This is a genomic window from Listeria cornellensis FSL F6-0969 (assembly GCF_000525855.1).
In the GTDB taxonomy this organism is placed as follows: Bacteria; Bacillota; Bacilli; order Lactobacillales; family Listeriaceae; genus Listeria_A; species Listeria_A cornellensis.
In genome coordinates, this window is sequence record NZ_AODE01000007.1 from 1 (window position 1) to 12,663 (window position 12,663).

A 12,663-nucleotide genomic window follows, 5' to 3' on the forward strand; every position below is an offset into this window, starting at 1 on the left:
CAAATTTAATAGCCTTACTCCGAGTGAATATCGAAATAAGGCCATCAATGAAGCGTAGTTGAACAGATAAATATGGTATTTTTGTTCCAAGTCATATTATTTCTTTTTTGTTTTTTTAGCCTGTCTACTTGACAGGGAGCAGTTCAATTCATCGAGTAATGGCTTTTGTCTATTTTATTAAGGTAATAAAGGTATGTTTTGTTTTATTTCTTGGATAGAAGCTTTCGAATCAAACGTATAAGCGCCGACTAAGCGTAGGCCTTGTAATGCAGGAGGAATTGTTCCTGTGTATACTGGGCTGTAGCTGTTTGTGCCATCGATACCAATGTAGATTGTTTTATCAAATGCTAACTTGTCTAGTGTGAATTTGGTAGTAAGTGATGATGTTGTTACGGATTGGAGTACGTTTCCGTTTGCATCGTAAGCTGTTACTTTTGTTACTTTACCAAACTCTAGGAAGTCTTTTTTACCGTTCTTGTTTTTATCCACGAAAAGGTCACCAGTGATGACTGGGAGTTTGCGGATTCCGAATTGGAAGTCTGTTGTTTTTGTGAATTTCAGGGCGGTTAAATCATAAGAGTTACCCCAGATGTCGACTTTTGCAAAACGCATCGCTGGAATGTGATTTAGAAGCGTTGCAACCGATTGAACATCAGCAAGCGTTGAATTGACACTTGTTGCAGCATCTGTACCTAGAACTTTTTCTACATCGACTTTCTCTACGGCTTTAATTGCTTTTGGTAGGAAGTTTGCGAGTGCTTTGATGTAGTCGTTGTTCGGTGTTGTTGAGATGTCGCCTGTGTCTAGCAATGTTGGATTGTTTAAGATGCCTTGAATGTCTCCGCCAGAAATGATGTCAATAATTGCCGTTACTTTGTCGATGTTACCAAGTAAGTCGCCAATGGTTAGATTAAACGGCGAGCGAACCATCACATACATACCTGGATTAACGTTTGGCATTGTGATTGCTGCGCCTTTACTACTTGTTCTGAAAAGAATTGCGTCTTCGATGTCTAAGCTACCACCAAGCGCGCCCATAATTTTAGAATTTAAATCAAGTTGTGATAAACGACCGCTTGAAATAAGGTCTGCTGTTTTTTCTAAGTTAATGAAGAGAAGTGTTTTACCATCTGAAATGGATTCATTGCTGTCTTTCGCTCCGTTCCCATTTAAATCTTCAAATGGTGTCATCGTTAGGTTTGTTGTTTTCTTTGTTGCTAAGTCTGCCCAAGTGACGATGTTTAGTGTATTAATCGTGATTGTCGCGATGCCAGGAATTTGTTTTCCGGCTGCGTCTGTTGCTGAATTTCTTTGTACGACTGGTTTTGTCGTTGTTTCTGTGCCGTACTTGATGAAGTAGTTTCCTTTTGCAAGTTTTGTGAAGTTGTAAACACCAACCGCATTTGTTTTAGCGCTAGCAACGATGTTTGTTCCTGCTTGTGCGTCAGCCAGTGTTTTGTGAAGTGTTACCGACATGTTTGCGAGTGGTAAATCCAAGTTGTGCAATTCCATCACGCCGTTGCCATTTGTGTCTGCGTATACTGTTCCAGAGACTGTGTAAATAGCCGGATTCAGGATACTAGCGTTCGCTGTTGGTGCAAAAGATGCAAAAAAGACTGCAAAAATAATGACTAGAGCAACAAAGCGTTTATTGAAAAACTGTTTCATTAATGATTCCTCCCTTTTTGGTTCTAATTTTAGTTTAGCGGGTGAACTAGTAAAAGGCAATGGTATAGAAAATAGGAGAGGTATTGATAAATAAGCTATAATGTTCCCTATTATAAAAGTTATATTAAATAATTAAATAATGAATATATGTTGTTGATAATGTTTTTAATAGTTATAAAAGTATTGAATGATTATATATAAAAGTTGTTTGTTGGAATATAAAAGAGGATTAAAAATTCTTATTGATGCAATAAAGAGGCTAATTGCATCAATATATCCTATGATTTTCCATAGAAAGTTCATAAAGATTTCACATATGAGAAAGAAAACTTATTCTGAAGGCGAAGTAGGTTAAAAATTCAATTTAAAAACGTATTTTTTAGAACTTTTTTAGTTATTGTGTATTATGTCATCACCAGTGTGACATTTCTGTTGTTTTTTTAGTAAGCGTTATCAACTATACTGAAGTAGGACAGGAAAACAGTGTCAATGTGGCAAGTAAATAGAATTTGGAGTTGAGTGGAAATGGAAATCATGACGATTAGTGGGATAAACTTGGAAATGCAAGGAAAGACGAAAGCGGAAATTTTGGAAGAATTTGCAGATTTGGCTGTTGTGAATGGGAAGGTGACGGATGCAGCGGGATTTTATAAGGATCTTTGTTTGCGGGAAGAGGAATCGACTACTGGATTTGGTGGTGGGATTGCGATTCCACATGCGAAATCGACTTTTGTGACAGAGGTTGGTGTGTTAGTTGGTCGCGGGGAGAATCAGGTGGCTTGGGAAGCGATGGACGATCAGCCAGTGCATTGCTGGATTTGCTTGCTTGTTCCGGAAACTGGCGGGCAGGAGCATTTGCGATTGTTGTCGCAGCTGAGTCGGAAACTGATGGATCCTGATTTCGTTGGGAAATTAAAAACGGGTACGGAAAACGAGATTTTGACGCTAGTTCAAGGCGTTATTTCATAAAAGGGAGCGAAGGAAGATGACAAGTTTAAACATTGTAGCGATTACGAACTGTCCGGCGGGTATTGCGCATACGTATATGGTGGCAGAAGCGCTGGAACGTAAGGCAGTTTCGCTAGGGTACACGATAAAAGTGGAGACGCAAGGCGCGAGTGGTGTGGAGAATCATTTAACACCGGCGGAAATTAAGGCGGCGGATTACGTGATTCTGGCGCTGGGACGGACGATTAGTGAGGAAGACCGATTCCGTTTTGCGAATAAGAAGGTTGTGGAGCTGAAGGTTTCGGAGGCGTTGAAGCAGATCGAAACGATTTATGATGATTTGGAAGGCAAGGCAACATTATTTACAGCGGATAGTAATATTAAAATGGGAAGTCAGGATGCGCCAACTGGAAGTGTGATGAGTCATTTGATGGCGGGGGTTTCTGCTGCATTGCCGTTTGTCATCGGTGGTGGTTTACTCGTTGCGATTGCCAACATGCTTGTGCAGTTTGGGATGCCTTATGTGGATATGGCGAATGGCGATCCGTCGTTTGCGTGGGTTGTTGAAACAATTGGGTACTTAGGGTTCAAATTCATGATTCCGATTATGGGTGCGTATATTGCGAGCTCGATTGGGGATAAGCCTGCGTTTGCACCAGCGTTTTTGGTCACGTATTTGGCGAACGATAACACGATGCTTGGAACGGAGTCGGGTGCTGGCTTTTTAGGCGCGGTGGTTCTAGGACTCGCGATTGGTTATTTTGTGAAATACTTCCGAAAAGTGAAGCTGGGCAAGGCGTTGCAACCGCTCTTAGGTTCGATGTTGATTCCGTTTGTGACGTTGTTTATTTTTGGTATTTTGACATTTTACGTATTAGGGCCTGTGATGGGTGGCATGATGGACGGAATGCTTCATTTCTTGAACACGATTCCGACTGAAATGAAATTGGCAGCGGCGTTCTTAGTTGGCGCGATGCTTGCGTTTGACATGGGTGGACCGGTGAATAAAACGGCGTGGTTCTTCTGTTTCTCGTTGCTCGACAAGGGAATTTATGATTGGTATGCGATTGTTGGGGTTGTTGCGTTGATGCCTCCGATGGCTGCTGGGATTTCGACTTTTATCGCACCAAAATTATTTACGAAACAGGAAAAAGGCGCGGCGATTAGTTCGATTATTGTCGGTTCGACGGTTGCGACGGAGCCTGCGATTCCATATGCGCTTGCTGCTCCGCTACCGATGATTACAGCAAACACGCTGAGTGGTGGTATCGCTGGAATGTTGACGATTATGTTTGGGATTCAAAGGCTAGCACCTGGAATTGGAATGTTTGACCCGCTAATCGGTTTGATGTCGCCCTGGTATTGGTTCTATCTTGTTTTAGCGTTTGGTTTGGCTTTGAATATTTTCCTTATTATTGTATTGAAAACATGGTGGTTAAAGCGGAAAGAGGCGAAACGAAAAGATGGAGACGAATTTACTGAAACAACTGGTGATGGCATCGGGAACTAGTGGTGATGAGCAAGAAATCCGCGAAATTTTATATCGAGAATTGGTAAATGAGGCGGATGAAATTACGTTCGATGGTTTGGGCAGTTTTATCGCGCGTAAAGGTTCTAGGGGGCCGAAAGTGGCGATTATTGGGCATATGGATGAGGTTGGTTTTATCGTGAAGCATGTTTCGGAGGATGGGTTTCTGTCGTTTGATACGGTTGGTTCGTGGTGGAATCAGAGTATGTTGAACCATCGTGTGGAGATTCGGACTAGGACTGGAAAAGTGGCGGGGATTATCGGTTCAATTGCCCCGCATGCGCTGAGTGAGGCGGATAAGGCGCGCCCGATGGAACACGACGCGATGTTTATTGATATCGGTGCGGACTCGGCGAAAATGGTAGCTGAGATGGGTGTCACGGTTGGTGATTTTGTTTGTCCTGAGCCGAATTTTGCGGAGTTGACACAGGATCGGATTTTGGGAAAGGCACTTGATAACCGAGCTGGATGTGCGCTTGTTGCGGAGCTTTTCAAACGGTGTGAGAACGAGGAAATCACGTTGTATGCAGTGGCGACGGTGCAGGAAGAGGTCGGACTTCGCGGTGCGCAAACATCGGCGGAAGCGATTCAACCAGATATTGCGATTGTCATTGATACGATGGTCGCTGGTGATACGCCGGGCTTTGATCGAATTAAATTTCCGCTGAAACTTGGTTCTGGCGCGGCATTGGCGCTTTTTGATAAACGCTATATTCCGCATCAAAAATTGAAGCAGGATTTGATAGATATGGCGCGAAGTATTGCGGAACCGTTGCAGTTTTGTACGATGAAGACGGGGGCAACGGATGGTGGGCGTTATAATGTGATGGGTGGCGGTCGTCCGGTGGTGGCGTTCTGTTTACCGACGCGTTACTTGCACGCGAATTCAGCGATGATCTCGAGGTCAGATTATGATAGTTTGGCAACGTTGATCGATCAGTTTTTAGCGACGTATAACACGGAAAAACACGCGGCGATTTGTCGCTATATTGGATGAAATTCGGAAGGCTCGGCGGACGCGCTGGCCTTTTCATAGGAAAGAGCTGAATTAGGGATGGGAAAATACGATTTTAATGAAGTCGTGGATCGGAAAAATACATATTGTACGCAGTGGGATTATATTGAGGACCGGTTTGGGGAAGCGGATTTATTGCCGTTTTCGATTTCGGATACGGAGTTTCGGGTGCCGACGCCAGTCTTAACAGCGATTCAGGAACGGGTGCAGCACGGTGTTTTTGGCTATTCGAGGTGGAATCATGAGGCGTTTAAGGGGAGTGTTACCCATTGGTACCAGACGCGTTTTGATGCGCAGTTTGACATGGATTGGGTGCTATATAGTCCGACGGTTTGTTATGCGATTTCGGTTTTAATACGATTGAAAAGTGCAGAACGGGATCGTGTCGTTGTTTTTTCACCGATGTATGATGCTTTTTATAGCCTGATTCGGGAAAATAATCGCGAACTAGTTGAAAATAAACTTTTGTGGGATAATGGTACGTATCGCATTGATTTTGAACGATTGGAAAAGCAATTGCAGGGAGCTAAAATATTGTTGCTTACCAATCCGCATAATCCGACGGGGCGTGTTTTTGATAAGAGGGAACTCGCGAGAATTATCGAGATTTGTATGCGCCAAAATGTTTTTATCATTTCGGATGATATTCACATGGATATTGTATATGGAGATGCGCGGTACACACCGATTCTCAGCATGGTCGAAAATCCAGTCAATATGTGTATTTGTACTTCGGCGAGTAAAACAATGAATACGCCGGGTCTCATCGGTTCTTATTTGCTAGTGCCGGATGCAACTTTGCGAGAAGCATTTTTGAAGCAATTGAAGCAGCAAGATGCGCTTTCATCTGTCAGTATTTTAGGCATGTACGCGACGATGGCCGGCTATAACGAAAGCGCTGATTATGTCGATGAACTCGTGGTCCATTTAGAGAGCAATATGCACTTTTTGAAAAATTATATTACGAATCATATACCAGAAATTCGTTTTGAAATACCAGAAGGAACTTACTTGGCTTGGCTTGATGTATCTGCGCTCGGTGTGACAGAGGATGCGCTACAAGAGGCATTAATACATGTTGGGAAAGTCGCAATCATGCCGGGGGAAACCTACGGAGGAAATGGTTTTATACGGATGAACGTTGCTTGTTCTCGCAGTAAGTTACTGGACGGTTTAGAACGAATGCATCAAGCAATTCAGACATTAAGGAGGTAAAAGAATGCTAAATCAGAGACAAGTACAAATCATGGGTCGTTTAGAAAATGAGAAAGCAAGCGGTTTAGAACTCGCAAAATTAACAGGAACTTCGAAAAGAACCATTTTGCGTGATATTTCCCAGATCAATCATATTCTTCAAACGATTGGTGAAATTACCTCAAGTCAAGCAGGCGGTTATCAGTTAGACATTCAGGATAAAGCGGCTTATAAGAACCTTTTACACCAGTCAATGTACGATGATGAACTAATTTTGTTGGAACTACTGCGCCATGATTTTAGGACTCTTGATGATTTAGCGACAACCTTATTTTTGTCAAAAGCCGTGATATCGGAGAAAATTGTGTTTTTGCGTGGGCATTATGCGAATCGTTTGCAGATAAAGTCGAAGCCGAATTACGGGCATTATTTAGATGAACCTCGGTTTCGAAAAATGATTTTATTGGCTAATTTGATTGATAAAAATCCGACATTTTTCTGCGAACGGCTTGGTATTTCCGGGCATGATTATGCGTCTTTATTAGATGGTATCAGGAAGCTGGACGGGACTCGGTATTATCCGAATATTCATTCCGCACATTTAGTGAGCTTGATGCTAGCTACGAATATTTTGGAGGGCGAGCAGGAGATGGGTGAGCAAACATCTGACTGGTTTCAGCATTGGATAGATGAGGATAATCAGGATAAGGCGCAAAGTTTCCTAACGTCTTTCATGGAGGAACAGCAACGAAAGAGTGCGGAGGTTTCGCCACAGAAAGTGCAAGAAATTTTGCAAGGGTTGGCGGAGCAATATAGTACACCGGTTTATGATTTGGAGTTGGTGGAGCAATTAGTCGGGCATTTGAAGCGGAGCATTGCTTATCCGATTATTCTTCACGATCGTAAGCTACACAATATCTCGAATATTAAAGCCGTGTATCCACTTGCTTTTGACTTGAGTATCGCGTTTGTAAGCAGTGCGAACGAGACTTTTGGCATTGAATTATATGATATTGATTTGATTGGTCTCTATTTTTCTTGTGCGATGGAGCGAATCAAGCAGTCAGCTGCGAAAGTTATCTTGTTTTCTGATCAATATGCCGTTGCGAGCATTAATAAGCAGATGATTGAAAAAGAGTTGCAGAGCATTGAAGTTATTGTTGTTATGCACCGCCAAGAGTTACAGGCGACATTGCAAGATCAGGATATTAAGCTCATTTTAAATAATCATGCGACGTTTCAGGAATTTAATACGGATGTGGATTGCCTTGATATTAAGCAGGTCATCACGAAGGCTGAATTGCGCACAGTACAAGATATGCTAGAAAAAATCGATGTGCGTAAAAATATTCGGACATTTTTCCCAGAAAATTTGGCGATGGATTATCATAATGCACCAGGGGAAGATTGGAACACGATTGTTCAGGGGATTTGTGAGGAATTAGAGACGCGTGGAATTTTAAGTTCGGATGAGTCCGTTAAAATCCAAGAGCGTGAGCAAAAAGGAAATAATTTGGTGATTAATCATCTTGCTTTACCGCACTGTACGACGCAGCGAAACCAAGCTTTTTTTTGCGGTGTTTGTGCACCTTGCGGAGGCGGTTCAGGTGGATGGAACACTTGTGCATAATGCTTTGGTGGCTTGTGTGAATCCGAATGTGAGCACTGAGTTGAAGGTTTTTAGCTACCTTTATTATGTGCTTAATGAACACGATGGTGAGGATATTTTGAGGTTGACAGATTATGATGCGTTTATTGGTTGTATTGAGGGATAGGTGAAAATAGGGGTATAAAATCTGTAATTAGATTTTATACCCCTATTTGAGGAATTCCAATGAAATTATTTTCCAAAAGTAACATGAAATGATTTTCCGTTTTTAGCTGCAGTATTCACTTGAATACGCCAGTTCTTGCCTTGAGTTGTTATAGTCGCTTCAGGGGATTTGCTTTTGATTTTATGACCTGCGACTTTAGGTACTAAAAATACGATTTTGCTTTGTTCCATGCTTGGATCGGCAAGTGTGATTTTTTGTAATGTCGCGGATTTGCGAATCATGATGGAGCCGCGAGTTTGTGCCACGATACTGTTTAGCGTGCTAGCCTGACGGAAATTTGCGATCCAGAGATTTTGTGTTTTATCGAATACAGCTTGTTGATTAAGGTTGTTAGCGCGAATTTCGATGTCGATTTTTTTTGCTGTAGACTTCGGTTGCTTGTTTGGATTTTCCTGGTAGTAAGATGTAGCTGTAGGATTTATTGGTTGGTTTTTTGCCGTGAGAAATCGTGATGCCTGCGTAGTTGGCACTTACTGGTTCGTTACGGTTGCGTATATTTAGGGTGTTCCAATTGCCGGTCTTTGTTTTTTTTGTAGGCTGTGATGTTAGTGGCAGTTGGGAAGACATAGCCGATATTTTGCTAGGAACTGCGCCGTTTAGGTATGCCCATTTGGTCGTGATGTTTTTTGTTTGGCCGAGATTGATCGTTTGGCCGCCAACGATGAATGAGTTGAGATTCGTGTTAAATAGTTTACGATTTTCGACAATAGTTTCGGTATTGAGATTTTCTTTTGATGTGATGCCTGCGCCTAAAGCAACTATTTTGCCGTTTAAGAAGAACCAAGATTTGCGTGCTTCAAGAGAGCTTCCAGTTACGTTTTTCATGTTGTAGTGCATCGTTGTGGCACCGTTTTGTTGATCGGAAACGCCGCCGGACCAGGCTTGGGTATTGAGATATTTGGCATTATCGGATGTAATCGGTTTTGTTTTGTGGTCGGTTGTTGTGCCTACAAGACTTGTCATGTCAACGGTTGGGTAGTAGTTTCCTTCAAAAGCTTCGTCGCCATTATAGAGATAAAGGGCGCCGGTTCCTGTGTAAAAGCCAAGTTTATTTTGGCCTCCAATGCTCTCAAATGCTGATATTTTTTTTGAGAACATGCTGATTCCAGCAACATAGGTGGGCTTGATATCAACCATCTGACTTGCACTGGCCATCATTTTGTTTTGTGTCCGAGCTGGGTAGGTTGCGGGAATTTTTTTGTTTAGCAAAATGGATTGGAATGTTTGAGCTTGCGGTATTGTCAGGTTTTTATAGAAATCGAGATGTAGAGATTGACTGATAATTGAAGATTTCATAATATTGGCATATTTCCCGCGATATGCGACATTACTATTTTTTTTGACTAATTGTAAACATGTCATAGAGCATCGTTTGTGCGATTTGTTGGTTAGAAATAGCTTTTAGAGAAACACCGCGACCACGAGTCATATCAAGAACTTCATCTTTGTAAAGTACAGGAAGATAAGTAGTATCTAAGTAAGTGAACATCATAGGAAGTGAACGCAGGTTGCCGAATGATTTTGTACCAGAAAGCAATTGATAAAAATCTGCGCTACGAGCTAAGATTGCAGCACCGTAACCTGTTGTGTACGGCGTATTTGTGTGCTGAATAAATGAGCCGTCTGCGTAAAATCCATCGCCAGAAGTGACAGGCATATAAACGCGTTTTACCATCTCAGTACCCATGTTGATTTTAGCTTGATTCCCTCCAAGGACACCACGAATTGTCACAATAAATCCTTTATCGAGACGGTTTGCGCCAGTCCCGACATCTTTTGCTGTAGCAGTTGCAGGTTCAAAATAGTCGATAGCTTTTAAGTAATTTTGTAAAAACGTATTAGAAATATCAGGTTTCATTAAAACTAGCGTATTTACAAGTGAAATCGGTGTACCAATTTGCAAGTCATACCAGTTCCTATTAAATTTACCCACTTTTTCGCTGTAAAGGTTGTTATAAAACCAGGTTAGAGAGTAGATAATATCTTGTTTTAAAGAAGCGTTACGATAATAAATCGAGTTTGGAGTCTGGTATAGAGTGGCCATTTTTTCGATATTGGCTGCAATGATTGTGGATTGTGTTGAATTGGTTTTCCAAGCTGTGATATTTGAAAAAAGATAGCTCTTCTTGGGATCTTTATTTAGTCTAGATAATACATTTTTCTGTAACGCCTGTTCTTTTTCAGCTAAAGTTAGTTTCAAGGCAACATTGGAAGCCGGAAAAGTTTTACCAGTCAATGAGACTTTCCAATTGTTTAGAGACATATTTTGTTCTGCGATTGTTTGGGCAAATGTTTTTTCACCAATAGCTAGTAGTGAGAATAGAACTAGGAAAAAAAACAACAATATATTTTTTCATGGTAATTGCACCTCCATCTTCATATTTTAGACACATTCCCTGTCATAAAGTTGGTTTCTTTACTTAAGTACCCGTGGAAATGCGAGGGAAAACACAAATTTGTATATATGGACACACATTAGACACATTTGAGAAGCGGTTAAATAGACAATATGTATGAAATATTACATGATTTCGCATATTGCGACAAAAGAATATCTTGTTGTGATGTAAAAAATATTACTTTTCACATTCAGATAAAAAAATTTTTTTTATTTATGAGGTTTTAAGACGCAAAAAAACCTACTGAGAGCCAGCAGGTTTTTTGTTTTCTATGGATTATTTGATTTTGTCCAGGTCTAAGATGATTTTAATCGCGAATAATAAGATGATAAGGGGTAAAAAGACGCCGCCTAATTGTCCGCTGAAAATGCTATTTGCTGCGGATAGGATAACGAAGATGCTTAGCGCGAAATAGAGCATTTTTGGAACGATGGTGCCTTTTCTTAGTTTTGAGTAGTTATTGAATAGCAGTAAGGCGAATATCGCGTAAAGTACACAAAATACAGAGGCTAGAATCTTAGCAATTTGTAAGGCATGGATTGCGTCTGGTTTAATGTCCTTTGTCGACAACATGAATAGAACGAACACACCTAGCAGCGTAAATATGGCGAACAGCGAACAAATAATCGCGAGCGTCAATGTCATCCAACGCGGATTCGTCAACTGAGCGCGCAAAACGGCTTTTTCGTCTAGTTGATTTCCCATTTTTATAATAGCTCCTTCAAATAAAGTTTTTGATTCTATTTGAATGTACCATAGATGAGCCGAATTATAAAGTTGTTATGTGACGTTTTGCACTAAAAAAGTACATCGAGATCGGCCACCAAACAACAGCGAAAATCGGATAAATGGCCCAAATCACGCTTGGTGAAAATGCCCAGTTCATGCCGATAACGAAAACGCTAATCCAAATACTTGCTTGGATGGAGAAGGCGAAAAAGTTTTTGTGTTTTGCGTGGTATAGAGATAATGGCCACCACCCAACCGCAAAAATAATCGCAATGACCCACGGATAGCTCGGTGAAATGGCAATGTTAAGCAACGCGTAATAGATAATCGTTGTTATAGCGCCGATTACCGCGGCAGTCATCGTGTACGCTTTTTTTCCGAAGGCTGTAAAAACAGGCCAGAAAACAAGCGGATAAAGAGCATATAAAACCCAAAGGACGTCTGGGGATTCGCGTAGGTTGATGACAGTTAGCAGGATAATGAAGACGAAACTCGTGAAGAAAGCGAACTGTTTCAAATTTTGGCGGTAAACAAAATACATCGATAAGGGCCAGAGAAGTAGGGCGATACATGGGTAGATGCTCCAGTCGAGCGAGGGCGTTAAGAAATAATTTAGCATGACTAGGAAAAACATACAAATCGCGCTACCGACGATAGAGAAGCTGACTAAACCTTTCAATTCATGACCTCCCCTTGGACGCGAAGGCATCCAAAGTACATCGCTAGCGGCCACCAAACGATTGCAAAAGCTGGGAAAACAACCCACAAAACGGTTGGCGTGTAGTAGACATTGATGAAGAGAAGCAAGCCGATGATGAGAGCTGCGCCAACGAGTGAGAATTGGAAATGCGTCCAAGCGAGGTAGGATTTAGGCGGTTTCACACGCGCTTCAGCCAGCTCCATACGTAGATCCGTTAAATCACCGAGTTCGACAATCGCTTTATTGATCGCGTCCTCCTCCGATTTTCCTTGCGCCATGAGAATATCAACTTTGTCCTCGAGCCCGTGTAGAATTTCCTCTTTCATGAAAAGACTTTCCTCCGTTACAGGAATATCTGTGAATAATTGTTCGACATGTTTTTTAATAGTTATCATTTTTAAAACCTCCAAAGTATTCAAAAATACAACTGCGCGCACAGTGTTCTATCTGATAGAGTAATAATAACACGGATTACTCTACGTGTCAAAGTAATTATTGTAAGTCTTGCTCGGCGTACTTTGCCGAGTTAGAGTTTCAATATGGCTAGGAGCGAAGCGAGTAGGCGGAACCGACAAGCGCACGAAACGTGAAAAAAAGCAAAATTCTGATTCTACCAGAGAATAAGACAGAAGGCAGCAGAGAGCCTC

At 41.6% G+C, this 12,663-nt stretch carries 13 protein-coding genes; 6 read left to right on the plus strand and 7 right to left on the minus strand.

The features are described from left to right. Nucleotides 1-177: 177 nt before the first annotated feature. Nucleotides 178-1,668, minus strand: a complete 1,491-nt coding sequence (locus PCORN_RS02470; RefSeq protein WP_036077249.1) for an SdrD B-like domain-containing protein — start codon at nucleotides 1,666-1,668, stop codon at nucleotides 178-180. A gap of 525 nt (nucleotides 1,669-2,193) precedes the next feature. Here PCORN_RS02470 and PCORN_RS02475 point away from each other — a divergent pair. The 6 genes from PCORN_RS02475 to PCORN_RS19200 are packed head-to-tail and all read left to right on the plus strand — an operon-like array spanning nucleotide 2,194 to nucleotide 8,128. Continuing rightward, nucleotides 2,194-2,637, plus strand: coding sequence for a PTS fructose transporter subunit IIA (locus PCORN_RS02475; RefSeq protein ID WP_036077251.1), 444 nt, complete (start codon nucleotides 2,194-2,196; stop codon nucleotides 2,635-2,637). Between the two features lie 16 nt (nucleotides 2,638-2,653). Then, nucleotides 2,654-4,126, plus strand: a complete 1,473-nt coding sequence (locus PCORN_RS02480; RefSeq protein WP_036077253.1) for a PTS fructose-like transporter subunit IIBC — start codon at nucleotides 2,654-2,656, stop codon at nucleotides 4,124-4,126. Then, on the plus strand, nucleotides 4,080-5,141 hold the full coding sequence (locus PCORN_RS02485) for a zinc-binding metallopeptidase family protein (protein ID WP_036077368.1): 1,062 nt from the start codon (nucleotides 4,080-4,082) through the stop codon (nucleotides 5,139-5,141). The genes PCORN_RS02480 and PCORN_RS02485 overlap by 47 nt, the downstream gene beginning before the upstream one ends. Nucleotides 5,142-5,198: 57 nt before the next feature. Next, nucleotides 5,199-6,374, plus strand: a complete 1,176-nt coding sequence (locus tag PCORN_RS02490) for a MalY/PatB family protein (protein ID WP_036077254.1) — start codon at nucleotides 5,199-5,201, stop codon at nucleotides 6,372-6,374. Between the two features lie 4 nt (nucleotides 6,375-6,378). Then, entirely contained in the window at nucleotides 6,379-7,983 is a 1,605-nt protein-coding gene (locus PCORN_RS02495; protein ID WP_051999188.1) for an HTH domain-containing protein, read from the plus strand. Beyond that, the gene (locus tag PCORN_RS19200) at nucleotides 7,961-8,128 is read left to right on the plus strand and encodes a hypothetical protein (RefSeq protein WP_159102511.1); all 168 of its coding nucleotides are present in this window, start codon (nucleotides 7,961-7,963) and stop codon (nucleotides 8,126-8,128) included. The genes PCORN_RS02495 and PCORN_RS19200 overlap by 23 nt, the downstream gene beginning before the upstream one ends. Before the next feature lie 65 nt (nucleotides 8,129-8,193). Here the strand turns inward: PCORN_RS19200 and PCORN_RS19995 are convergent, their stop codons facing one another. The 6 genes from PCORN_RS19995 to PCORN_RS02515 form a co-directional block, all read right to left on the minus strand. Then, nucleotides 8,194-8,610 (minus strand): polysaccharide lyase beta-sandwich domain-containing protein, encoded by a 417-nt coding sequence (locus PCORN_RS19995; protein WP_241433049.1) that lies wholly within the window; start codon nucleotides 8,608-8,610, stop codon nucleotides 8,194-8,196. Beyond that, nucleotides 8,519-9,346, minus strand: a complete 828-nt coding sequence (locus PCORN_RS18125; protein ID WP_241433050.1) for a polysaccharide lyase family 8 super-sandwich domain-containing protein — start codon at nucleotides 9,344-9,346, stop codon at nucleotides 8,519-8,521. Before PCORN_RS18125 ends, PCORN_RS19995 begins: the two co-directional genes overlap by 92 nt. Nucleotides 9,347-9,518: 172 nt before the next feature. Next, the gene (locus PCORN_RS18130) at nucleotides 9,519-10,424 is read right to left on the minus strand and encodes a hypothetical protein (protein ID WP_159102513.1); all 906 of its coding nucleotides are present in this window, start codon (nucleotides 10,422-10,424) and stop codon (nucleotides 9,519-9,521) included. 439 nt (nucleotides 10,425-10,863) lie between these two features. Continuing rightward, the gene (locus tag PCORN_RS02505) at nucleotides 10,864-11,292 is read right to left on the minus strand and encodes a hypothetical protein (protein WP_036077258.1); all 429 of its coding nucleotides are present in this window, start codon (nucleotides 11,290-11,292) and stop codon (nucleotides 10,864-10,866) included. Between the two features lie 64 nt (nucleotides 11,293-11,356). Continuing rightward, complete coding sequence (locus PCORN_RS02510; RefSeq protein ID WP_036077260.1) at nucleotides 11,357-11,995, minus strand: hypothetical protein; 639 nt, start codon at nucleotides 11,993-11,995, stop codon at nucleotides 11,357-11,359. After that, nucleotides 11,992-12,411, minus strand: coding sequence for a permease prefix domain 1-containing protein (locus PCORN_RS02515; RefSeq protein ID WP_036077263.1), 420 nt, complete (start codon nucleotides 12,409-12,411; stop codon nucleotides 11,992-11,994). Before PCORN_RS02515 ends, PCORN_RS02510 begins: the two co-directional genes overlap by 4 nt. Between the last annotated feature and the right edge of the window lie 252 nt (nucleotides 12,412-12,663).